Genomic DNA, 25,894 nt, shown 5'->3' on the forward strand with positions numbered 1-25,894 from the left:
CGGGGGTGAACGGACATTAGTTCCGTTATTAAGAAGAATATTAACTGTTTCTTGGGGATTAGTAGTAATTAACGGATCGTGTGTCCTTTATGCAGCTCGTAAAGAGGGATTACGCGAAAATAAAGGATTTTATGTCCGTTAAATAATCAGGTACTCTATTTCTTCTTAAGTATACTGTATTTCATTAATAATAGAAGACTTTAATAATAAAAAACTTTAACTTTTTGGGAAACCAAATTCTATCAACAATATATAGATGGTTTTACACAGACTATTTAAAAATCACGAGAAGCCATCCACCCCATCCATCTATAGATGGTTAAACTTTTACAAAGCTAGTAATAGTAACTATAAATACAAGACAATTAACGCAAAAAACTACCCCAGTTCTATGACTGGGATAGTAGTTCTTGACTAGGACCCCAGTTCTATGACTGGGATAGTAGTTCTTGACTAGGACCGCAGTTCTTGACTGGGATAGTAGTTCGTTGACAAGGACAATAATTCATGAATAGGACCGCAGTTCTTGACTGGTACTGTAGTTCGTTGACTAGGACAGTAGTTCTTGGACTGGGACAGTAGTTCTTGGACTGGGACAGTAGTTCTTGGACTAGATCTGTTTTTTTAATCAAACGTTAATTTATTTATCATGATTAAGCGAAAAAGGAACCATAGTTTTTTTGTAAAAAGAAAAGTTGTCCTTACCACGATCTTTTGCGTCATACATCGCGATATCAGCATTCTTCTCTTGACTGGGGTAGTTTTTTAATCAAACAATAATTTATTTATCATGATTAAGCAAAAAAGGAACCATAGTTTTTTTGTAAAAAGAAAAGTTGTCCTTACCACGATCTTTTGCGTCATACATCGCGATATCAGCATTTTTCATTAAATCTTCAATTGTTTTTCCATCATGAGGGAAGGTACTAACCCCAATACTACACGTTACGAGAATTTTATTTCCTTCAATAACATAAGGCTGCTTAATTTTTGTTATGATTCGTTCACAAATCTTTTTTAACACATTGTTATCGGTATTTGTAATTAACATTGTAAATTCGTCGCCACCTTGACGTGAAATTATCCCCATATCTGCTACTGCGTCTCGTAGTCTATCGGCAACCTCAATTAGAAGTTGGTCACCAATTAAATGGCCAAGTGTATCATTAATTATTTTAAACCGATCCAAGTCTAGAAACATAACTGCAACTTGATGTTCATCAGCAATTGCTTCCTTCAACTTTTCTTCAAAAACTCTTCGATTTGAAAGCTGTGTTAAATCATCCGTTGTTGCTAAAAGTCTTATTGCCTTTTCCGCATTTTTGCGGTCAGTAATATCGTTGCGAATTGTTAAGTACTGATATGGCATCCCTTCATTATTAATAAACGGAATAATCATAGTATTAACCCAGTAGAAGCTACCATCCTTTGCTCGATTTCGAACGTGCCCTTCCCATACCCGACCAGCTTGTATTGTTTCCCATAAATTACGAATAAACTCTTTCGAATGGTATCCAGAATTAAGGATGCGATGTGTCTTGCCAACAACTTCTTCTTTTTCATATTTTGATAACTGGCTAAACTTATCATTTACGTACAAAATCACACCTTTATCATCCGTGATTTCTACAATATTCGATAAATTTAACGCAGTTTTAATATTGTTAAGCTCCTTGAACATATATTCAAATTCACTTTCAGATCGTTTATGATCAGTAATATCATGGAAAATAGTGAAATGACCACCCATTATATTAAATGGGAGTGACATGACTTCAACGGTAATCTTTGTTCCATCAATCCTAGTAAATTGTTCCTCCACTACTTCTGCTACTTGCTTCTCTTCCTTTACATGGCAAAATAGTGCATTTGTTCTGAATGATGACTCTTGTGGGATGATCTGATAAATAGATTCACCAATCATCTCGTCCTGATCAGATAATCCAAGTGCCTTACGTGCATAGTTATTAATAAATTGAAACTTTCCATTCTTTGAAATAACAATGCCTAGTGGTGAATGCTCAATAAGCATTCGATATTTTTTTTCACTTTTTGCTAAGTTCACTAGTAGATGCCAAGTACTGAATATTACTAAAGCAAATAATAGATTTACCGTAATAAAAATTGCATTTTTGGTAGTTAGTCCTTGAATTACTTTTTTTCCTTCATCCTCAAACATTTTTACAACGATATCTAATTGATCGATCAACTCTTCGCTTTTCATAATTATACTCGTCGCGTATACTTGGTCGGATTCATTATTAACTGCTTGATGAATATCAGCTTTTAATGATAACCAATTTATCTCAATTTGCTTTAATTGCGCTTTTATATCTTCATTTTCTAACGGAAGTAAGCCAAGCGCCTCATTCCCATTCATTAAACCAATTAAGTTCTCTTCAAATTCATTTAAGGTAGCCAATAATTCTTCCTCTACAGTAGCTTCATCCGAATACAATAGTTTAATGGAATGATTGTTTATTTTTTGAGCTAGCATCCTTTCTCGTCCAGCAACGTTAATGTTATGACTAATATTTTCTTCATTCGTAATTAATGTTGTTATAATAAAATAATTAGCACCACTTAAAACAACAATTCCAATAATAATAAAGGTTATTTTATAATAAAGTGATTTCAAGGCAACACCCTCTCTCTCTAATGATGTCACTGTCCTTTTGCCTCGATTTACCTATATGTTGAATATAATCGTTGAAAGCATTGCCCAATGCTAATGAATAAAAACATTGATAGAAAGCACGACTCTAAGTGCGCTACTTGCATATTTTATATTTTCTGTAATTAGGATTTTTAAGCCTTGCTGCTACTTTCGACCGTGCTAAAATTAAAAAATTTCTGCCTGCTTATTGATAAAAACCAGCTTGTTGATGAGACTGCCTGATTTCGTAGCTTTACTTGAAACTTATTTAGAATACTTATTATTTCATCACGTTGTTTATCATCAATATCAAACTGGAAGCCATACTGTTGAATATCGCCCACTTCTTTTCCCCAAACAATCGAGCCCGTTGCTTCAACTTTCTCTTCTAAAATATACGTTCTTATTCTTAATATTAAGTCAGGTCTTGTTGGAAGTTTAATATTGGAAGAAAACTTAACCCCACCAGGACCGATATCCTCGATTAATACCTTCGTCATACCAACTTGTATTTTCTTACCACCTATAGATGCGATCGTCATCTCCGCTATAAGTGGACGTGGCAATTCGATTCGATAATATGCACGCCGATTCTCAAAAATTTCAGCATCAGTTTTTATACTGTCACCTAAGTGACATTTACCTCTTCTTAACAATCTCTCAAATTTTCCAGCGGATAATGGCTTACTAAAGAAATACCCTTGTAGATACGTACAATGAATTTTCCGCAAATATGCTGCTTGTTCACTAGTTTCAACACCTTCTGCAACAACGTGAATCTTTAGTCTTTCTGCTAGTTTAATAATCGATGTTGCAATTTCTGTACTTTCTTGATCAGCGGGGATTTCTTTAATAAATGATTTATCAATTTTTACTGTATCCGGTTTTATCTTTTTTAAATGAGATAGTGACGAAAAACCTGTGCCAAAATCATCAATCGCGATGGTAATTCCTAATTTGCGCAATTGATTTAATTTCGAAAGAACCGCAACTTCATTTTTAAGGACTGCAGTTTCCGTTAATTCAATTTCCAGCCACTTTGCCTCAAGTCCGGTTTGTTCGAGAACTTTTTCGACCATTTCCACTAAATCTGCTTGCAAAAATTGAAGAGGTGAAAAGTTCACTCCTATCTTGATTGGTGCATAGCCTTCATCCTGCCATTTCTTGTTTTGCTTGCAAGCTATCAATAACACTTGTTTTCCTATCATACTAATAAGCCCTGACTGTTCAGCTAAAGAAATAAATTCATCAGGAGAAACAATTCCCCACTCTGGGTGATCCCAACGAGCAAGCGCTTCTACTCTAACGATTGTATGAGTCTTCGAATCTACCTTTGGCTGATACTGTAAAAATAGTTCCCCGTTATTAATTGCATCCCTTAGATCATTCTGCAATGAAAACTTTTTATAAGCGCCAATACTTAATCGTGGCGAAAAAATTTCGTACGTGTTCTTCCCATCGTCCTTCGCCCGGTACAATGCCAAATCAGCATTTTGGATTAATGAATGGGTGCTTTCTCCACCATCTGGATAAATACTTATCCCAATACTTGCCGTAATATGTAAAGTATAATTATCTATTAAAAACGGATTTATAAATAATGCCAAAATTCGCTGTGCCACTTTTTGAATTTCAGCTATATCGTTTACATTTGCAACAATGATTGTGAATTCATCGCCGCCAATACGTGATATAACGTCCGATTCATTTTTGCTTTGAATGAATCGCTCAGACACTTCTCGCAATAGCTTATCACCAATTTCGTGCCCCAGCGTATCGTTAATAAACTTGAAACCGTCTAAGTCAATAAACAACAATGCAAACATCGCGCAATTTTCTTGTGCCTCACTAAGCCTTTGCTTTAATTCCAGTTCAAAAAGACGTCGGTTAGGAAGTCCTGTTAAATAATCAAAATATGCCATATATTCAACTTCTCGTTGCTGTTTGCGAAGCTCCTCTTCAATCAGTTTACGATCTGTAATATCTGAACAAATCGCAATATATTGAACTGGCTTATTATTGCCATCTATTAAAGGAACGATTGTTGTATTTGCCCACCAGATTCCACCATCTTTCGTAAGGTTCTTTACTTCACCTTTCCAAATATCCCCTTTCATTATCGTAGCCCACATTTTTTTAAAATACCTCTTTGGGTGATATTGTGAATCTAAGATGGTATAATGTTTTCCTAGTAATTCATCCTTTTTAAACTTTGAAATCTCACAAAAGTGATCATTTGCATAAATAATTTTTCCTTCACTATCAATTATTGTGATTGATGAGGAAGCATCTAATACATATTTATAATCTTCTAAACGTTTAATCGTTTTCGCCAATTTTCTTTCATTCTTTTTATGGGCTGATATATCTTTAATAATGGCTATATATCCATTTATTCGACCTTGGTCGTCATACCATGGTAATGGGTTTATCGTAGCATCAATTAACGTTCCGTTTTTCCTTTTTCTTTTTGCCTCAACATTTGTTAATACATTTCCGTTAATAACATGAGTAAACATCTTATGAAACGCGTCTTTTTCAAACTCAGGTAAAATCGGAAAAGGACGATCAATCACCTCTTCCTCATGCCAACCAAATAAATCCGCCGCAGTTTGGTTCCATTTCTTTACATTCATATTTTTATCAAGTGCAATCATTGCTAACGTTGAATTATGAAATAAAAGTTTTAAATAACGATCCTCTTTTAAAAAATGTAATGACAATCTCCACAGCTCCCTTTAAATACGCATCTGCTGATTTTTTTCGTTTAGAAAAAGAAAAACAAAAAAACATATCCGCACATTAGTAGGACATGTTTTTGACGTTCCCAAAAGCGGCAGCTGGCTAACATTCCAAATATGGATTAGTCCCTATAGCTTTGCGTCACTACGTTTCCGTAGTTTTGCCCTTTTCGTTATTTATGAGCATTTATACCGTTATTAACGTGTTAATTATACATTATCGTTGCATATAAATCTGTGATAAATTTGTTAAAAATTGTTGAACTTTGTCGGAAGATGTTGCATTAAGAGGAATATATTACTGCCCATAATTACATACTGCTTAAATTTAGCCTTTAAATGATATTTTTCAAAGGTTAATTTTGCTCTTGAAACATTTCTGCAATAATTGGTTTTGGAAAGTTCATTCTGTAATGTTTTCTGCGTTCAGTACGTAACGCTTGTCTAGTACTGGAACTATTGTCTATCTTAATAAATGGCTGGTCCAAAAACTTTTCAAAAAGATTGACATTTACCGGACGGCTATATAAAAAGCCTTGAATTAAATGACAATTTCGGTCGCGGAGAAATTGAAGCTGCTGTACCGTTTCGACTCCTTCTGCAACAATTTTTACATTCATAACACTTGCGAGTGAAATCAAACTTGAAATAATACTTTCTTTTCGTTTATTTTTCCCAATCTCTTTAATAAATGAAGAATCTATTTTAATAAAATCAATATCATATGTAGATAAATATGAAAGGGATGCCCGTTTCGGACATCCCTTCAATTTTTATTAACTTCTCGTTGGCTCTTGATTTGTCAATTGCCTGTTTAAATTCTCTACTTTACATCGTAACCTTGATCTTCAATTGCCTCTTTTATTTTTTCTATTGTTACAGTTGCTTCATCATAAGTAACCGCAACTGATTTACTTGCTAAGTCAACTTTTGCTTCGACACCAATTTCCTTTAACGCTGTTTCAACTGCATTTACACAATGTCCGCAAGACATTCCTTCAACTGTTAATGTTTCGTTTTTCATATCATTCGCTCCAATCTTTTGTTAATTAATATTTATATAAAATGGGACTAAGTATCTTACCCCAATTTTATCCGATAAAACTTAGAAATTTTGTTATAAGCCTTTCTAAAGCTAGTAGTAACAAAAGACATTTAGATTTTTGCTTTTTGTAATCGCAATGCATTTAATACAACAGAAACAGAGCTTAACGCCATAGCTGCCCCAGCTACCCATGGTGCTAGGAGACCTATTGCCGCAATTGGAATACCTAATGAATTGTACCCAAGTGCCCAGAACAAGTTTTGTTTAATATTTTTCATTGTTTTTCGGCTCATTATAATCGCATCCGGTATGCTTTGAAGATCTCCTCGCATTAACGTTACATCCGCTGCTTCCATTGCAACATCTGTACCGGTACCAATCGCCATCCCAATATCTGCAGTTGCTAGCGCAGGTGCATCATTAATACCATCCCCTACCATCGCAACTTTCTTTCCAGATTCCTGTAATTTTCTAACTTCTTCTGCTTTTCCTTCTGGCAATACTTCCGCTCGCACGTGTTCAATTCCTACTTGTTGTGCAATCGCTTGTGCTGTTCTTTCATTATCACCTGTTATCATAATGACTTCAATTTCCATTTGTTTCAACCGTTCTACAGCTGCTTTTGACGTATCTTTAATTGTATCGGCAACTGCAACCATTCCAGCAAACGCACCATCGATTGCAACAATCATTGCCGTTTTACCTGCTGACTCGAATATGTTCATCGTTTCAATTGCCGCTTCGATATCAATGTTATGTTTGGCCATTAAACGTCGCGTCCCAATATACAAATCCTTTCCTTCAACAACAGCGTGAATTCCGTACCCGGGAATGGCTTCAAACTGATCTGCTTTCGCCAATTCAATTCCTTTTTCCTTAGTACCGGCTACAATCGCTTCTGCTAAAGGATGCTCGGAATTATTTTCAGCACTAGCAACTAAGCGTAGAAATTCGTCTTCTTCACCCCTAGCTACTATTACATCAGTAAGTTCTGGTGTTCCTTTTGTTACCGTTCCAGTTTTATCAACAATTATCGTATCGATTAAATGAGTTCTTTCAAGGTGTTCCCCACCCTTAAATAGAATTCCAAATTCAGCGGCACGTCCTGAACCAGCCATAATTGAGGTTGGAGTTGCAAGACCTAATGCACACGGACAAGCAATCACTAGAACTGCAATCATATTTTCAAGCGCATTTGCAAAGTCATTAGGCGTTACAACGAAAAACCAAACAAGGAACACAACAACAGCAATACCGACAACAACAGGAACGAAAATACCTGAAATTTTATCTGCTACTCTTTGAATTGGGGCTTTTGAACCTTGAGCATCCTCAACAACTTTAATAATTTGTGCTAATGCCGTTTCCTTCCCAACTTTTGTTGCCTTCATTTTTAAAATGCCATTTTTATTGATCGTTGCTCCAAATAGTTGATCGCCAATCGCTTTATCGATTGGAATACTTTCTCCTGTGAGCATTGACTCATCGATTGTCGATTGCCCTTCAATCACATGGCCATCAACCGGAATTTTTTCGCCAGGCTTAACAATAATGGTATCGCCAACCGCTACTTCTTCAATTTTAATTACCGTTTCCTGACCGTCACGAATGACGGTTGCTGTTTTCGCCTGCAAGCCCATTAATGTTTTAATTGCTTCAGATGTACGGCCTTTTGCAAGCGCCTCAAATAATTTCCCAAGTAATATTAATGTAATCAAAACAGCACTTGTTTCATAATATAATTGAACGCTATGATGATCATTGCCTATCGCTAAGATCGATTGGTATAAGCTGTAAAAATAGGCAGCAGATGTTCCTAACGCAACAAGGACATCCATATTTGCACTGCCATTTCGTAAAGCTTTATAGGCTCCTACATAGAACTGCTTTCCTATATAAAATTGCACAGGTGTTGCAAACGCAAATTGAAACCATGGATTCATAAAGATATCCGGCATCCAAATGAACGATGTAAAAGTAAAGTGCCCAACCATTGACCATAATAACGGCAAGGATAGTAGTGCCGAAATCAGTAATTTCTTCTTTTGCTTAGAAATTTCCTTTTCTCGATGATCACTGTCGATTCCGTTATCAGCGTCTTTCGTTGATGCCTCATAACCTAAGGCCTTTACTTTCTGCAAAATCTCATCTAGGCTCACTTCTCCTGTGTATTCCACATGGGCGGTTTCTAACGCAAGGTTCACATTTGCTTTCGTAACACCGGATAATTTATTTAATCCTTTTTCAATTCTAGCCGAACACGCAGCACACGTCATACCTGTTATTTTAAGTTCAACACTTTCTTTAACAGTTCCGTAGCCAAGCTTTTCAATTTTCTCCTCAATTGCTGCCACATTTGATATTGACGGATCAAATGAAACGGTTGCTTTTTCTAAAGCAAGATTAACATTTGCCCTTTGAACACCGTCCATTTTAGTAAGACCTTTCTCAATTCGATTCGCACAAGCTGCACATGTCATTCCTGTTATTTGTATCGTTATCTGTTTTTCGTCAGCCATTTAGGTATCACCTCGCTTGCTATTTAATAGCAAAAATTACTATACCGCACTATAGTATATTCGATACTACAATTTACACAAGAATTACATACTAAGAAAAGTTATTTCTTCATTAACTTCATGATTGTAGTTAGTAACTCATCAATAACCTCATCCTCACCAGCTTGAATTCGTTCGATTACACAGCTTTTCATATGGCCTTCTAATAAAACTTTACCGACACCATTTAATGCGGCTTGAACGGCTGCTATTTGATTTAATATATCATCGCAATAAATATCCTTTTCAACCATTCCTTTAATACCTCTTATTTGGCCTTCAATTCTGTTTAGCCTCGCAACTAAATTTTTTTTCAATTTATCTGAATGATGGCTATGTCGTTCGTGACATCCGTTCTCACAAACATCTATCTCATTCAATTCCATATTAATCGTCCCCTTCTTATTGCTCGAAAATAAAATTATTATGAGATACCAAGCAAACCTAATTACTGAATAATTTAATAATAGTATACTCCCCTACCCTATGTCAATGATATATAAAAATATTATTAAATTGCAACTCCAGCTGGTAAATCGACACTATTTTGACACGTTAGTTAACATATTATTACTGTATAATAATTTTATCATATAGTTTAGTTGCATCAAAACTTGAACGACTTTGATTTATACATATGGAAGGATGATTGCAATGAAAACGATAAAAGCAAAATTATTTTTACCGATTTTTTTTATGTTTATCTTTTTTACTACCGTGTTGGTTGCACAAGTAACAGGTATTAACAAGAACCTGGAGGAAATTAACGAAATTAATGATAAATTTTTTACAACACTAGTAAAAGCAGAACAATTAAAGCTGAATGTCGTTCAAGTACAGCAATGGTTAACCGATATCAGTGCAACAAGAGCTTCAGAAGGTTTAGATGATGGCTTCGATGAAGCCGCTAAGCATGCCAAAAGTGTAGATACTCTCCTTATAGAGCTCGGAGAATTAAATCCTGAGCGTAAACAGCAGTTAACGGATATTACAAATCATTTCCATGACTATTACGATTCAGGCAAAAAGATGGCTCAAGCTTATATTGATGGTGGACCTGAACAAGGGAATTTGATGATGGAACAGTTCGATAGCGATGCTGCAGCAATTAACGACGACGTAGATGCACTTGTTGAGGATTCGAATATACAAGTTGAAACTGCCATTCATACTATCAAGCAAATAACTTCTAATATGATTATCGTTACTGTTATCTCTATTGTTTTGTCACTACTTATTTGTGCAGCTGTTTGGATACTAGTTTCAAAAAAGGTTATCAAACCAATTTCTCTTTTATTAAAAAAGCTGGAAAGTTTATCAGAGCATGGTGGAGATTTGACTCAACAACTCAATATAGATACGAGCGATGAAATTGGGGGTTTAGCAAAAGCAACGAATAAGTTTATAGATAATATTCGAAGTATAGTTACTAATGTTAAGCAAAGCTCCAGTCAAGCAGTAGCAAGTGCAGAACAGTTAGCTACCCATGCAGAAGAAACCGGTCAAAAATCAAATGAAATTGCAAACTCGATTGGAGAAATAGCTGATGGGTCAGCTAAGCAAGCAGAGCATGCTGAAAAGATTTTAAAAATGATGGAAGAAACAGCGATAGAAGTATCTAATGGGCGAAATCAAGCAGCTACCACACTGTCAAACGCAAAAAAATCAAGCCTATACGCTCGTGAAGGAAATGAAGCTATAAATGATGCCATCGATCATTTACGAACAATAACAGCTACAGTTAATGATGCTGCACAGTCCGTTCAAAACCTTGGAAAACGATCTGAAGAAATTGGTGGTATTATAACAGCCATCTCGGCTATATCTGAACAAACAAATTTACTTGCCTTAAATGCTGCGATTGAAGCGGCACGAGCTGGGGAAGCCGGGAAAGGATTTGCTGTCGTCGCCGAAGAAGTGCGTAAACTTGCAGAACAAGCAAGCCAATCATCAAAACAAATTACAGAATTAATTAAGTCTATCCAAACAGAAACGATTAATACTGTGGCTCTAATGGAGAAAAATTTACTAGAAGTTAAAAACCAAGAAGATATGATAGAAAAAAGTAGAGCTTCATTAAAAAACATTGTAGTGCAGGTTGAAGAAACTGAAATTGAAACACAAAACATTAATGAGTTATTAATTGCATTTAATGAAAAAGCGCAGAACGTACTTATTGCTATTCAAGAAATATCAAGTATATCAGAGGAATCAGCCTCATCAGCAAAATCAGTTGCAGAAGCTTCTGAGGAACAATTTGCAACCATCGAAGAAATTTCAGCTAGTTCTGTAGAACTCGCTCAACTAGCTGAAAGTTTGCAAAAACAAGTAAATCGATTTACCGTATAGGAATATAAAACGGTATCGCCCTGCCAGATCAGCCCGACAGAAAAATGTCCTTCATCATTGCTATGAAGGACATTTTTATATATTTTTTGTCGTAACGTAAATACAGCAATTTTCATTTAATCAACAAGCATTAGGCTAATTGATGGGATAAATGATACTATTAAGACATCAATAATCATTATAATAATAAACGGAATAATCGCTTTAACTAGGCTTTCAAATTTAGTACCGGCAATATTGGATGCAACGAACAAATTAAGACCAACCGGCGGTGTAATAAATCCGATTGCCAAGTTTACGATCATAATGATACCAAAATGAGTTAAATCAATGCCAAGCGCTGTAGCTATCGGCGCAAGAATTGGTGTCAAAATGATGATCGCTGCCGCTGTTTCCATAAACGTACCAACAATTAACAGCAACACGTTAATAATTAACAAAGCGACAATCCAGTTATCTGTAATACTCAACATTAATTCTGTCATTTCTACAGGTACTTTCTCACGTGTTAACAAATACCCAAATACTGCTGCACAGGACATAATGAACATAATGACAGATGTAATGACTAGGGAAGAATTAAAAATTTCGCCCAAATCCTTCCACTTAATCTCTTTATATACAAACAATCCGATAATTAAGCCATATACAACTGCGACAACTGCTGCCTCTGTTGGGGTAAAGATCCCACCATAAATACCGCCTAGAATAATAACTGGCATAAGCAGAGCAAAAATCGCATCCTTAAAAGCGATTAAAAAGTCTTTAAAACCATACTTTTCTCCGCCACCATAGCCCTTCATAATAGAAATGATATAAACTAAAATCATAAGTGAACCCATTACTAATAATCCAGGAACAATACCAGCAATAAATAAATCACTAATTGAGACACCAGCCGCTACCCCAAATAGTACAAGCGGAACACTTGGCGGAATCATAATCCCTACCGTACCACCTGCTGCTTGAATAGCTGTTGAAAAGTTTTTATCATAGCCTTTTTTCACCATCGCCGGAATTAAAATTGAGCCTACAGCCGCGGTTGTTGCTGCGGCTGATCCGGAAATTGCTGCAAAAAATCCACAGGCAATGATCGAAACAATCCCAAGTCCACCTTTTAAACGACCAACCATGACTTCAGCAAAATGAATCAACCTTTTTGAAATACCGCCCGTTTCCATTAGTTTACCTGCCAAAATAAAGAACGGAACTGCAAGTAGCGGGAACGAATCGACGGAATTAAACATCCGTTGCATAACAGCCAATAACGGAATATCGCCTTGAACAATGATAATAATTGCTGCTGAAACACCTAGAGCAACAGCGATTGGAACGTTTATAATAAAAAGAACAACTAAAAGTCCAAACAATAATGCACTCATCGCTGCGCTCCCCCTTTAACACCATGAATTGTAATCGAAATTGTATTAATTATGAGGAGAATAGCACTGATTGGCATAACTGCGTATACGACGCCCATTGGCAATCGAAGAACCGGAGAAAGCTGAGCCATTGATCGATTTACTAACTCATACCCTTGAACTAAAAGTATGACAAAAAAAGCAATACTGACAAGTGCTGATAGTATCGTTAAAAAATCTCTACCAAGCTTAGGTAACCTATCTTTAAAAAATTCTAATCCAATATGGGCTTTTTTGCTCATTGCATATGCTGCACCCAAAAAAGTAATCCAAACAAGACAATATCTTGCTAATTCTTCCGTCCATGCAAGCGGTTGCTCGAGGACAAACCGGAAAACCACCTGCGCAAATACAGCAATAATTAATATCGTTAAGAGGAGATAAAGAATATACTTCACGACATTATTTAGCCCATCAACTACTTTTTTCATGTTAATTTTCCTCCTCTAGTTTTAGAGATATATGTATGTAGTTAAATGGATAGGGGCCCGGCGCTCTGGTCTACACAACATTTAGTCACTGTTTCCATTGTTATCTAAATGGAGTCCCAGAGGCGCCTGCCCCCAAAACATAGGGTAGCCCCTAATCTTTCAAACCTATTTTTGTGCTTCTAAAATACGATTTAATAAATCTTGGTTATCATATTTATCATAAACTGATGTAATTGCTTCACGGAATGGAGCAACGTCTACTTCTTCAATAACCTCCATACCTTGCGCTTTAACCTTTTCTAACGATTCTTGATCCATTTTTACAAGTAGGTCACGCTCAAATGGACCTGCTTTTACCAACTCATCGACTACGATCTCTCTCAAATCTTCAGGAAGCTTATCATATGTAGCCTGACTTAGCATGTAGATTGCTACTGAATACACATGTCCTGTTAAAGTCATATACTTTTGATTAGATTCAAACAGATTAAACTGATCGGCAACAATGATTGGATTTTCTTGTGCATCAACAACACCTTGTTGTAGACCTGTTAAAGCTTCTGTCCAAGCCATTGGAGTTGGTTGAGCTCCAAGTGCTTCAAAGGCAGCAAGATGGTATTGATTTTCTTGTGTGCGAATTTTTAAACCTTTTAAGTCTTCAGGTGTCGTTACAGGTCTTTTTGCATTTGTAATATGACGGTACCCATTTTCACCCCAAGACATTGCCATAATCCCTTGTTCACCAATTTTGTCGAATAACTCTTGTCCAATCTCACCATTTAATACTTCAACTGCTTTTTCGCGACTATCAAAAAGAAATGGTAGATCTAACACACCTAAATCAGGTACAAAGTTTGTAATTGGAGCTGTTGATGAAACAACGATATCAACAGTACCTAATGTTAACCCCTCAGTTAATTCACGTTCTGCACCGATTTGACTATTCGGGAATGTTTCAATTTTAACGCGTCCTTCTGTGCGCTCTTCAACATTTTTGGCCACCTCTAATAATGCTAGCTCATATGGATGTGTATCAGGTAATGAATGTCCTGCTTTTAATACGAAAGTTTCGCCAGTATCAGCAGGAGCTCCACCTTCACTAGATTGAGTTGCTGTTTCGTTGCCGCCACATGCAGCAAGCATTAAACTTAATACCAATGTTAAAACTAATGCTAATAAACTTTTCCTTTTCATTGAGATCCCCCTAAATATTTTTTCTTTGTATCTTGCTATGTTAACCATCATTGTTACTCGAAGCACGCCACCTAAACATAGCTGTTTATTTTGAAATCTTTTTTTACAAGCATCCCCTCCTTTAAATGGTCATTAATGGTTATTAATATTTATCAATGATTTTATCTGGATTTAACAAGCATTTCGGATCCAATGCTTTTTTGATTAAAGCCATTGTATTCAATGCTTCTCCATGCTCAAGCTTTTGATATTTCTTCTTGCCGACCCCAACGCCATGCTCTCCCGTACATGTGCCGCCACGTGCTAGCGCATATTCAACAAGGTGCTTATTGAATGTTTCAGCTTTTTCAACTTCTTCTCGATTCTTTTTATCAATCATTAAAAGTGCATGATAATTACCGTCACCAACATGTCCTAACAATGCTCCATCAATGCCCGCTTTATCCATTGTTTCACGAGCATCGTGGATTGCTCCCGCTAATTCAGAAATTGGTACAACAACATCGGTTACCATCATTTCTTTGCCAGGAGTACCGTGAATAAATGCATAAGCAAGATTATGGCGAGCCTCCCATAACTGATGAACAGCCTTAGAATCTGTTTCAAACGTAAAATCCTGACAGCCTTGATCAAAAACAAGCTCTTTTGTAAATTCTACATCTTGTTTTAAGCCTGCTTCATTCCCATGGAACTCTAAGAACAATGTAGGGGCAACCGGATATGATGTTCCACTGAATTGATTTACTTGCTGAATCGAACGAGCATCTACTAGTTCACTCCGTGCAATTGGGATCCCTGCTTGAAGAATCGACACAACCGCGTTAACAACATGTTCTGTTGTAGGGAATACTGCCCTTGCCGCCATTGTATATTCCGGAATACCGTATACTTTCAGTGTAATTTCCGTAAAAACTCCTAATGTTCCTTCTGAACCAACAAATAAAGAGTTTAAATGATAGCCTGATGATGATTTTGCGGCTAAATTACCGGTATGGATGATGGTTCCATCAGCTGTGACAACCTCTAAATCTCGGACTTGGTCTCTCATTATTCCATAGCGGACTGAAGTTGTTCCACTTGCATTTGTTGCGGCCATTCCTCCGATTGTCGCGTCCGCACCAGGATCTACCGGGAAAAACAACCCATATTTTTTAAGCTCTTTATTTAATTGTGATCTTGTTACACCTGGTTGGACTTTTACGAGGAAGTCTTTTTCTCGAATTTCTACGATTTGATTCATTTGTGAAAAATCAATAGTAATTCCCCCGCTATATGGGATTACATGTCCTTCTAGGCTTGAGCCTAATCCAAATGGAATAACTGGTACATCGTACGCATTTGCTACTTTCATTACCTCGACAACCTCAGCCGTCGTAATAGGAAAAACAACGACGTTTGGCCGTGCCGGTTCATTATATGATTCATCCACACTATGCTGATCGAGAACGGTTTCATTAGTCGTTACTCGGTCTTTTGGAAATATTTGCTGCAATTCATTAATAAAATCCATTTCTACCCCTCCAGCATTATTTGAAAATATCTATTACTATAATTATTTACTATAATAACAATTTATTAAATATTTAGAAAGTTACTTTATTAAAAAATTAATAGTTTATTGTCTTATTATAGTAGTTTTTGTCGATTCGGCTTTTTTTCTATATATCCCAAAAAATATTTTTGGTATTTTTTCTAAATTAACCCATAAACGTGAATGTGATCTCGAATAGTTTATTGAAAATATTTACTTAATTGTTTAAGGGGAGGAAAATTTCATGAAAAACTGGATAAAAAAATCAATACCACTTGCAGTTGCAGCTTCATTAGCAACAACCGCTATTCCTTATGGTGTTGACGCAAAAGTAAACGGAAATGGTAAAGGAAATGGTAATGGAAACGCAAAGTGGGCACAAATTCTAAAGTCAAAGCCTACGAAAAAAGTAAATTTTAAAGATGTCAGACAGCACTGGGCTTTAACAGAAATTGAAAAGATTGCTGCTCTTAACTTAATAAGAGGCTACGAGGATTTTTCTTTTCAACCTAATAAACCAGTTACACAAGGCGAAGCCGTTTCCTTAATCGTGAGAGTATTAGAGATGGAGGAAGGGGAATCACTAAAATCGAATTTAAACCCTTTCAATGGAAATTGGGCTAGCAACAGCTTTGGCATTGCAATTGAACGGGGGTTGTTGGAGAACACGAAAAACATAAACCCTAACAAACCAGCCACTCGCCTTTTTGTCACAACACTATTAGTCAAATTACTTGGCGAAAAGTTTGATGTTGAACTTGATGATATTACTTTTACAGATATAGATGAATTATCTGATCAAGAAAAATCATTGCTACTATTTGCAGCAATGAATAATCTTGTAACTGGCTATGGAGATGGGAAGTTCCAACCAAATAAGCCAGTAACACGAGCAGAAATGGCTGTCTTTTTAAATCGTCTACTTGATTTAAAAGTTGAGTTAGAAGATGATGATGATTCAGATGATGATACAGATGATAAAAAGTCTTATCAAGGGGTAATTGAATCAATAGATGATGACGAGATTACAATTGAGCTAAAGAAAAAGGTAAATGGTGAATGGAAATATTACGATGAAGAGTATGAGCTTTCAAATGATGTGAAAATATATATAGATGGTAAACGTGCAAGAATTAGAGATTTAGAAGAAGATATGACCATTACTTTTGAGTTAAACAAGGCAGAAGAAATAACAATTTTAAAAGCAAAATCAGCATCTGATGATAAAGAAATAACAAATCTTTTAAAGCAAATTGATGATGTTGATAGTATAGATATCCGAATTTTAGGTGATGATGCGTTTTATTTGGAGATTTTCTACGAGCGAAAATCCTCGACAACCTTCACTGCCAAAGTAATTGTTAAAGGCAATACGACAATAAATAAGAGTGGTATAGAAGCACTTGAATATTTGGTTGAGTTTTTAAATGACTATTCTATTAAATTAACGGAAGATGATGTTGAAATTAAAGAATTAAAGGCTGATTTAGTTGACCAATTTGATATAGAAAATCCTGTATTTAACGGTTCAGTGGTGGTCGACAACACTGCATATGGTTTGAAATAAAATATAAAAGAGCGCCATAGCCGCGCTCTTTTGTTTGCTTAATATTCTTCAATCGAAAGTTCGGAAAATACTTGCTCAATTGATCTAAAAATGAAAGTGATTGTAAAGTTATGGGCATATTACCACCACATCAAAATTGATTGTTCCCATCACTATTACCTCATTTATTATGATATTTTGAATCTTTGAATCTCTTCCTGCAGTTCATCTGCAAGTTTTGCTAGCGCAGTTGCGTTTGTCGACATATCTTCAACGGTTGCTGATTGCTGCTGTGCTGCGGATGCTACCTCTTCAGCTGAACCTGCAGTATCTTCTATAATAACTGCGATATCTTTGACCGATTTATAGACATTTTCCGAGTTGGTTTCAAGCTTTATTAATACGTCTTGAACATCTTTTACACTTATTTCCGTTTCTTCAACGTTAGCTACTATTTCCTTGAGCGACTCCCCGCCCTTTTCAATGATGTTAACCTGGCCTTGTACTGCAGTTAAATTACTTTCCATCGTTCTAACGGTTACCGATGTTTCAGATTGAATTGCATCAATTAAACGAATAATTTCTTTTGCTGCTCCATTAGACTGCTCCGCCAGCTTGCGTACTTCTTCAGCAACAACAGCAAAGCCCTTGCCTTGTTCACCTGCTCTTGCCGCTTCAATCGCTGCATTAAGCGCTAAAAGGTTCGTTTGATCAGAAATATCAGTAATGACTTTAATAATACCGCCGATTTCATTAGATCTTTTCCCTAATTTTTGAATTGAATCCGTCGCAAACTCTACAGTTCTTGTTACATCACCTAAATGGCTAATTGCTTCAGAGATCGCTGCGTTTCCTTCATTAGCAAACTTCGTTGATTCGATTGCTTGCTGCAATGCCTTCATTACCTTTTTTGATCCAAAGGCTACTTGGCCTTTTGTGTCTTCTAACATTTCTCCTATTAAACCAATATGCGTAGATTGTTTTGTTGCACCACTAGCAACATTGTTAATCGATTTCGCTATTTGTATTGATGTTTCATCTGTATCATCCGCATTTGCTGACAATTGATCAAGCGCTGTAGCTAATTGATTGACGGCTAATTGGCTTTTTTCAATCATTGCCGTGAATGATTCAGCCATATGATTAAAGGCATTGCCGACTAGCAACAATTCATCACGGGACTTTATGTTTGTTCGCACAGTTAAATTCCCCTTGGCCATTTCACCGGAAATGTTAACTAAATCGTTAACGGTCTCTTTAACTGATAAAAAGAAGGAAATACCAAGATATGTTATTACAACTATTAACAATGTAACAATCGAAATTATTATTGTTTTCTTTATAGCTAATTGTTGGACATTTTCGGATAATAGTTCATTTAAAACTTTTGTTTCAAGCTCATATAAGTTAAAGCTATGATCAATAGCAACCGTACCTAAATCAAAGAACGTTGCTGAATCTATATCAATTGTTTTAACAATCTTATTTTCAAAAACATGAAGAAACTCTGCCACTGCCTTCTCTGAGGTTTGAACAGATTCTTCTATTTCAGCTCCAACAGTTGGATTTTCTTTATTGATAACAGAAAATGCCCTAGATATATTGTTCGCGGATTCTTTTGTCAAACTAATGAAAGAAATTAGGCTTAATTTTTCCTCTTCCGTCATCGAACCCTTAGCTGCCACACCTGAGCCTAATCCGCGAGCCTTTCCCATATATTCTGTTAATACAGGTAAGTCCGTAACAATTGATTGCATTAAATAACTGGATTCTAATTGGGATACAACGGTAAGGTTGGAATGATCTGCAACTGTTTTAATTAATTCCAACGTGTCATCAATAACTTCTGTATGGAGTGCGAAACTATCTGGCGCTTTCATTGTGAGTACTTTTTCAGGCATTGGCTCCCATTTATTTTTAATAGCAAGCCATGCTTCAGTTGTTCTTAACTCAGCCCCTATTTTATTATCTAACTGATCGATCCTGTTAACAGATTCAGCAAGCTGTTGTTGGATCGTAATCATCTTCTCCTTAAAGGATTCATTTCCATTTAAATACGTATTTGTAGTTCCACGATGTTGCTGCATATATTTTAAGAATGTTTTCATTTCATTATTGTAGCTAGCACCTAATACTTCTTGTTCAGCTACTTGTATATCATCATTAATCTCACTAAGTAACAATATTGAAAGTACAAGTAATGGGATTAGCATTATTGCACCAATTAGCAAAAATTTTCCTGAATACTTGAAGCGGTTAATTAAATATGTACCTGGGGCAAACACCCTTTTCATCCTAGATTCCTCCCATTCACCTTTGCTTCATGTAATTTTACTATAGCGACAGTCGAAATATTGTGATTAAAGTCACTAATTGTTTAGAACATTTTTTGAACTTTTTACAAAGGTGAAACAGGAATTTAACGATCACTTAAATTAGTATAGTCACCTGATGTCGACATTACAGCTACTATAATAGCCGTAATCCCTCCTACTAGTTTTCCAATAATCATCGCGAATACCATTTCCTTATTAATACCTGCAACAAAACCAAGGTGACCACCAAACACAAACGCTCCACTTACAGCAAAAGCAACGTTAATTACTTTTCCTTTTGGCTCCATATCCTTCAACATTGCAAGCATTGGAATATTATGGGCTAGCGAGGCAACTAGACCTGCCGTTGATGTTTCGCTTATTCCTAACAATCTCCCAAGCTTTACTAGATAATTTTTAAATGCTTTAGTTATAAAAGTAACCATTGGAAACGCACCAGCTAACATGATCGCAATCATTCCAACTGTTTTAATCCCTTCTTCAATAGGAGCCATATTTGGAATAATTGTAATCCCAGTTAACGTTTCAACAATAATAAACGTTAATCCAGCAATTGCAATAATTTCAATAAATTTCCCGAATATTTGAAAACCGCTAATCATTTTGTCTGGCTTTTTCCATAAGCCAAACGAAATTAGTATTGAAAAAACTATTGTTGGCACAAGATTTTTTAATATGATAAATAAATCTAGTTTAGCTACTATTCCACCAACGAAGCAGCCAACTGGTATCGTAATAATTCCTAACAAAATTCCTTTAGCAAAATACTTTTGATCTTGTTTTTCAATGAGTCCTAATGCAACTGGAATCGTAAAAACAATCGTCGGCCCCATCATCGTACCTAAAAATACCCATGAAAATAGCTCGGCATCTTGACTTTGTGCCATTTCTTTCGCTAGTGCATACCCACCCATATCAATTGCGAGCAATGTGTTGGCAAACGCCGCAGGGTCCGCTCCAATCAATCCATATATAGGTGAAATTATTGGCGTTAATAAAGCTGCTAATACTGGCGCTAACGATACAATTCCGACCATTGCCAAAGTTAACGATCCCATTGCCATAAAGCCATCCGTGAATCGTTGACCATATCCCCAGCGATTCCCAATACATTTATCAATTGCCCCAAGACATAAAAATGCTACCATGATGTATACAATAACAGTATTGATCCCCATATTAATTAGTCTCCTATTATTAATAGATTAGCTAAAACTTCCCTTGCTTCCGGCTACTATTTAGTGCCGTTCTGTTTTAAAGAATAAAAGGAAGGACTGTGAGATCAATACCCTCATACAGTCCTTTTTGAGAAAAGTCATTTATTTTGCAATTATTAGTTTGCCCATTGTGGTGGCCTTTTTTCAAAAAACGCTTTAATTCCTTCTGCCGTATCCTCCATTTGACTATTGTCCGTAATAACCTTAGAGCTATATTGCAGCGCGCTAAAATCATCCATTTTTAATTGATTATAAAATTGTTTTTTCCCTAACTCTAAAACTGCTAAACTATGACGGGCAACAGAATTTGCAAACCTTTCGGTTTCTTCGTCTAATTGGTCACGAGGGACTACTTTATTAACTAGCCCATGAATAAGAGCGTCCTCGGCAGACATGAAATCACCTGTAAATAAAAGCTCAGCTGCTTTTTTCCTGCCGAGATTTCTACTTATAAAAACTGCTGGAGTACTACAGAACAACCCAACCTTTATTCCAGGAGCTGCAAATTTTGAATCGTCGCTCGCAACTGCAAGGTCACAAGCAGCAACTAATTGACAGCCAGCAGCCGCTGCTATTCCGTGAACCTTTGCGATAACAACCTGCGGAAGCTTTCGCAAGTTCTCAAACAAAAGCTGGCATTCGTTAAACAACTTGGCTACATCCTGCTCAGGTGTGTCCCCAATTTCATGCAAATTATGCCCTGAACTAAATAGTTTTCCTTCTGCTTGAATGATGACAACATTAACAGAACGCTTCTCCGCAATTTCTGATAATAACGCATCAAACTCTTTAATTAAGGAAAGTGAAAGCGCGTTATGCTGTTTTTCATTACTTATTGTTATAGTTCCAATTTTCCCTTTTTCCTCATACTTAATATAATTCATTACAATTCCACCTTTCAAATGAAAAATTATGTGATGATTCCAATAAAACTATTCTTAATTTTTAAAATAATTGTTCCTGTTACTTTTTACAACTACTTTTTATAAATTATATATAATATTTTTACATTTTAATTTTTTTATAAGTATATGGAGTAGCATTCTCCTATCTTATCTTTATAAAGGATGCTTTCATTGTTTTTTATATAAAGGAAAAACTATTTTTAGAGAAGGAAAATAAGGGTCCATAAAGAATGTTAAAATTATAGAATCAAACAAAGGAAAGAGGGGGACTTATTTTGAATCATAACTCATATTTGAAAGGACTATTATCAGGCATTGTTGGCACCACAATTGTAATTTCTTCCTTAGCTTCCGTTCAAGCATTTGCTCCCTACTATAAGGATATCAAAGCGCTCGTAACATCTCTTACGATCGTTGTTGACGGAAAACCGGTCACGTTAAAGTCACAACCACTCTTAATTGACGGGACAACATATTTACCTTTACGTGAAATTGGCCAAAGCCTCGGTAAAGAGGTCAATTGGGATGGCCCAAATAATACGATTTTTATTGGTCAAGAAGAAAAGAAATACAGACCTTCCATAGGCATCTCACAATTAGAGCCTATATATGGAGAGACATATTTAAATGTAGGTTACGGCGGTGAAGATTACCTTGAACCAGCTGAAGACGGCGGAAAAATTACGCTGTACCGCCAAAATTTCAGCACCATTAATTCGATAGCCTTTCTTGATGCAAGCTCAGTCGCTTACAACTTATATGATGATAAATATTTTCTTGTTCGGGGCTTTGCTGGTGTCGATGATTCAAATCCTGATAGCGAAGATAAAGGAATTATTAAATTCTATGGTGACGGTAAAGAAATTGCAACGATTACAACTGGAACAAAGCGAGATGAGCCAATACCATTTGAGGTGGATATCACCGGGGTTGAAAAGTTAGAAATTAAAAATATTAATGCTTTAGGTACTGCTTCAAGGGTAGCACTCGTTGACATCATTTTCGAAGCTGTACAGAACTAGACCCATTTAAAAATATTGTCAAAAACTAAAGAAAAAGTTGGGATTATGTATTAAAATAACGATAAGGCACATAAGAAAGGAGACAGAATGAAAACTATGCCAAAAAAAATTCTATTCATGCTAACGATATTCATGTTTTCTTTAACTCTATTAATCCCAAACTCTTATAGCCATGCTGAACATCTATATAATGAAGAGAATGGCTATCATTATTTCTTTGACAGCTCAAGTGGATTTTATATTCGTTTAGATAATCCAAGAAAGAATAATATTAGTACAAACATCATTGATGAGCTTACCTTTACGGTTCTTTGGTATGATAAGGAAAATTCAAAGCCAAACTTTGGCTATAACGGGATTGGTTACGGTGTATTTGATATTGATACGACTGTCCAGCATTTAAAAATTACAAAAGAACGCTACAATCACGTTTATACAATCCATGACATTAATACAAAATTAACACAAACATCAACAGGTTACAAAATTCCAATTGAAATTATAAACCGCGATCCCGATGATACATCCCTTCAAAACTTCAAAGGGGAAGACGGAAAAATTGATATCGAATTAAACTATTACCACGTTGATCATGCAAACGCAAAATTTTACGCTGACTTTGAACCAGGTAAAGACATGAAAATGTTCGGAGATAAATTAATGCTTCGCTTCCCTACGAACGCTTACATTTCAGATAGTTCGTTAGGTCAATCTATATTACTTGATCAAAGGTTAATTATCGATGTTCGACAAAAGCCAATGCCGTCTGACGATTATGTATTTTTAAGTCAGCAATATACAATTGATGATTCATCTCGAAGCATATATGCAAAGCCTAGTACATGGGGTGATGTTACAATCGCCTATGAAGGTGTCGTTCCAAAAGCAATGGAAGGCTATAATTTGGCCGTTTTAAAAAACAGTTATGGCAAATGGGTCCCGATCGGCGGTGTTGTAGATAGTGAAAATAAAACAGTTACCGCTGTATTTGACGATTTTGCTACATATGCAATTGGCTTAGTGTATAAGGACTACGGATTAAAACAGCATTGGGCAAAAAAGGATGTACTTGGCCTTGCTTATAAAGGTGTTATTCAACCCGAAATAAACAGTAAGGATCTTGCCCTACTTTCTAAATTAGATCAACCAATTGATCGTTTCACATATATTGTGATGCTCTCGAAAGCAGTTGGCTTCCAACCCCTTGATTATACCGGCATTTTTTCAGATGTTAACGAATTAAATTACAGTCAAGATGAATTGGGTTATTTAATGGCCGGTGTCATGAACGGACTTGTGTACGGTCGTGAATCTAATATACCTGGCTATACAGTAATGGAACCAAATCAAACACTTACACGTGAAGAAGCAGTGGCGTTTTTAGCAAGAGCAATTAACGTTAGCGCAGAGGAAGAAGCAAATAGCAAAAATTCTAAGAAGAAAAAAACTGTAAAGAAAAAAACTAATGAAGAGCCAGTCGATCCGAAGGTTGAGCTTCAACAAATTTATAAAGATGCAAATCAAATTTCTGATTGGGCTGCAGCCGCTGTTCTGCAGGTGACAAATGAAAAATTAGTTAGCCCATCATCTGCAGGAAACTTTAATCCGAAAAATAAGCTCACAAACGCTGAAGCAATGTCACTAATTCATAATCTTATGGAAGTTAAAAAATTAAAATAGGAATAAGATGCACTTACCTTTTGCTTTATTTAAGGCTGAGGGATAAGTGCTTTTCACTGTAAAGTTTGAATACTTTCATCTATCATTCTATTAATAGGCTAGGAAAACGATAGGCTATGAATGAAATTTCATGAAATTTTCTCGGGAATTGAAACCAATTCTACTGAATTATCGTCTATAATAGTAATTAAGGAATCTACCATTAAGAGGAGGAATTATTCACAATGAAATTTATTAAAAAACCCATCGCAATTTTGACAACGGGATTACTTTTCTCTGGAATTGTATTTGCATCTAACGTAGATGCTTCACAAGGTATTAAAAAACTAGATGCGAATTATCGAAATATCAAAATTATTTATAACAGCAAAGCTGCTACAATTGATCCAAAAACAGAACCATTTATTACTAATGGCACTACATATGTTCCGTTGCGAATGGTAAGCGAATTATTAAACAAGAGTGTTCTTTGGGATGCTAAAACAAATACAATAACCATTAATGATAAAACAGCAACAATTAGCCCAACCGTTGTTGCAAATTTAAATGCTCAAATAACGACAAAGGATGCAAGAATTGCCCAGTTAGAAAAAGAACTCAATACGTTAAAAACTCAACAATCCAGCGAAATAGATCTAGATGATTTAGAAGACCAATTGAATGAAGATTATGGAGATTTTAGAGATATTGATGATGTGGAAATTTTCCTCGATGGGGATGAGGACGATATCGAAGTTACAATTGAGGTTGACGATAAGGATTGGAAGGCATTAACGAATAGTAAGAAAATAGATTTTCTTCAAGATATTGTCGATGATATCCTTGATGAATTTGAAGATGCTGACATCGAAGGTACAGTAGAGGATGCAAATGGTGGCGATGAATTATCTACATTCGAAGTTGACAGAAATGACGACGTTGAACTAGAAGATGAAACAATCGATCTTGACGATTTAGAAACTGAGTTATTACGAAATCACCGCAATAACAGTGACATTGATGATATTGATATTTATTTAGATGGCGATGAAGAGGACATTGACCTTACAATCGAAGTGAACGAAGCAGATTGGAATGCACTTTCTGAAAGTGAACAAGAAGACTTTATTGAAGCAATTGTTGAAGATATTTTAGATGAATATGAAGACGCCGATATTGATGGAACAATTGAAAGAAGCAGTGATAATAGAGAAATCGATGAATTTACGGTTGATTCTCGCGGATATGTGACAATTAGATAGTAAAACTAAAAGAGGTTGCCT

The 25,894-nt window shown here is 35.9% G+C and carries 18 protein-coding genes and 1 riboswitch; of the genes, 5 read left to right on the plus strand and 13 right to left on the minus strand.

Translation table 11 applies throughout. The features are described from left to right. Positions 1-781 precede the first annotated feature (781 nt). The 6 genes from D612_RS18815 to D612_RS0114595 all read right to left on the minus strand — a co-directional run bounded on the left by D612_RS18815 (position 782) and on the right by D612_RS0114595 (position 9,386). The gene (locus tag D612_RS18815) at positions 782-2,668 is read right to left on the minus strand and encodes a diguanylate cyclase domain-containing protein (RefSeq protein WP_233275000.1); all 1,887 of its coding nucleotides are present in this window, start codon (positions 2,666-2,668) and stop codon (positions 782-784) included. Between the two features lie 140 nt (positions 2,669-2,808). Then, on the minus strand, positions 2,809-5,379 hold the full coding sequence (locus tag D612_RS0114575; protein ID WP_017756221.1) for an EAL domain-containing protein: 2,571 nt from the start codon (positions 5,377-5,379) through the stop codon (positions 2,809-2,811). A gap of 109 nt (positions 5,380-5,488) precedes the next feature. Next, positions 5,489-5,573: riboswitch (cyclic di-GMP riboswitch) on the minus strand. 180 nt (positions 5,574-5,753) lie between these two features. After that, a complete protein-coding gene (locus D612_RS0114580) occupies positions 5,754-6,167 on the minus strand; it encodes an EAL domain-containing protein (protein ID WP_017756222.1) in 414 nt (137 codons plus the stop codon). 53 nt (positions 6,168-6,220) lie between these two features. After that, entirely contained in the window at positions 6,221-6,421 is a 201-nt protein-coding gene (copZ, locus tag D612_RS0114585) for a copper chaperone CopZ (RefSeq protein WP_017756223.1), read from the minus strand. Between the two features lie 131 nt (positions 6,422-6,552). Continuing rightward, the gene (locus tag D612_RS0114590) at positions 6,553-8,961 is read right to left on the minus strand and encodes a heavy metal translocating P-type ATPase (protein WP_017756224.1); all 2,409 of its coding nucleotides are present in this window, start codon (positions 8,959-8,961) and stop codon (positions 6,553-6,555) included. Between the two features lie 101 nt (positions 8,962-9,062). Further along, a complete protein-coding gene (locus D612_RS0114595; RefSeq protein ID WP_017756225.1) occupies positions 9,063-9,386 on the minus strand; it encodes a metal-sensitive transcriptional regulator in 324 nt (107 codons plus the stop codon). Positions 9,387-9,654: 268 nt separating this feature from the next. Between D612_RS0114595 and D612_RS18415 the strand changes: the two genes are divergently transcribed. Next, the gene (locus tag D612_RS18415) at positions 9,655-11,349 is read left to right on the plus strand and encodes a methyl-accepting chemotaxis protein (protein WP_017756226.1); all 1,695 of its coding nucleotides are present in this window, start codon (positions 9,655-9,657) and stop codon (positions 11,347-11,349) included. 116 nt (positions 11,350-11,465) lie between these two features. On the opposite strand, the gene D612_RS0114605 is transcribed toward D612_RS18415, so the two are convergent. The 4 genes from D612_RS0114605 to D612_RS0114620 all read right to left on the minus strand — a co-directional run bounded on the left by D612_RS0114605 (position 11,466) and on the right by D612_RS0114620 (position 15,905). Beyond that, positions 11,466-12,731 carry a TRAP transporter large permease gene (locus D612_RS0114605; protein ID WP_017756227.1) on the minus strand — a complete coding sequence of 422 codons (1,266 nt, stop codon included), beginning with the start codon at positions 12,729-12,731 and terminating at the stop codon, positions 11,466-11,468. Further along, the gene (locus tag D612_RS0114610) at positions 12,728-13,201 is read right to left on the minus strand and encodes a TRAP transporter small permease (protein ID WP_017756228.1); all 474 of its coding nucleotides are present in this window, start codon (positions 13,199-13,201) and stop codon (positions 12,728-12,730) included. The genes D612_RS0114605 and D612_RS0114610 overlap by 4 nt, the downstream gene beginning before the upstream one ends. A gap of 165 nt (positions 13,202-13,366) precedes the next feature. Next, a complete protein-coding gene (locus D612_RS0114615) occupies positions 13,367-14,395 on the minus strand; it encodes a TRAP transporter substrate-binding protein (protein WP_017756229.1) in 1,029 nt (342 codons plus the stop codon). Between the two features lie 142 nt (positions 14,396-14,537). Then, positions 14,538-15,905 (minus strand): FAD-binding oxidoreductase, encoded by a 1,368-nt coding sequence (locus tag D612_RS0114620; protein ID WP_017756230.1) that lies wholly within the window; start codon positions 15,903-15,905, stop codon positions 14,538-14,540. Positions 15,906-16,170: 265 nt separating this feature from the next. Between D612_RS0114620 and D612_RS0114625 the strand changes: the two genes are divergently transcribed. Beyond that, positions 16,171-17,493: an S-layer homology domain-containing protein gene (locus D612_RS0114625; protein WP_017756231.1), complete on the plus strand. Its 1,323-nt coding sequence runs from the start codon at positions 16,171-16,173 to the stop codon at positions 17,491-17,493. A 167-nt stretch (positions 17,494-17,660) separates the two neighbouring features. Here D612_RS0114625 and D612_RS0114630 read toward each other — a convergent pair whose 3' ends face one another. From D612_RS0114630 to D612_RS0114640, 3 genes are all read right to left on the minus strand, one after another. Beyond that, positions 17,661-19,766: a methyl-accepting chemotaxis protein gene (locus tag D612_RS0114630; RefSeq protein ID WP_017756232.1), complete on the minus strand. Its 2,106-nt coding sequence runs from the start codon at positions 19,764-19,766 to the stop codon at positions 17,661-17,663. 125 nt (positions 19,767-19,891) lie between these two features. Then, positions 19,892-20,986, minus strand: coding sequence for an ethanolamine utilization protein EutH (gene eutH, locus D612_RS0114635; protein WP_017756233.1), 1,095 nt, complete (start codon positions 20,984-20,986; stop codon positions 19,892-19,894). A gap of 155 nt (positions 20,987-21,141) precedes the next feature. Continuing rightward, on the minus strand, positions 21,142-21,909 hold the full coding sequence (locus D612_RS0114640) for an enoyl-CoA hydratase-related protein (RefSeq protein ID WP_017756234.1): 768 nt from the start codon (positions 21,907-21,909) through the stop codon (positions 21,142-21,144). Between the two features lie 296 nt (positions 21,910-22,205). On the opposite strand from D612_RS0114640, the gene D612_RS0114645 reads away from it, so the two are divergent. The 3 genes from D612_RS0114645 (at position 22,206) to D612_RS0114655 (ending at position 25,873) form a co-directional block, all read left to right on the plus strand. Continuing rightward, positions 22,206-22,952: a stalk domain-containing protein gene (locus D612_RS0114645; protein ID WP_017756235.1), complete on the plus strand. Its 747-nt coding sequence runs from the start codon at positions 22,206-22,208 to the stop codon at positions 22,950-22,952. A gap of 96 nt (positions 22,953-23,048) precedes the next feature. After that, the gene (locus D612_RS0114650; RefSeq protein WP_154649492.1) at positions 23,049-24,632 is read left to right on the plus strand and encodes an S-layer homology domain-containing protein; all 1,584 of its coding nucleotides are present in this window, start codon (positions 23,049-23,051) and stop codon (positions 24,630-24,632) included. 224 nt (positions 24,633-24,856) lie between these two features. After that, complete coding sequence (locus D612_RS0114655; RefSeq protein ID WP_017756237.1) at positions 24,857-25,873, plus strand: copper amine oxidase N-terminal domain-containing protein; 1,017 nt, start codon at positions 24,857-24,859, stop codon at positions 25,871-25,873. Positions 25,874-25,894: the final 21 nt, after the last annotated feature.

Origin of the sequence: Calidifontibacillus oryziterrae, from assembly GCF_000331575.1 — a bacterium.
Taxonomy (GTDB): domain Bacteria; phylum Bacillota; class Bacilli; order Bacillales; family Bacillaceae_J; genus Calidifontibacillus_A; species Calidifontibacillus_A oryziterrae.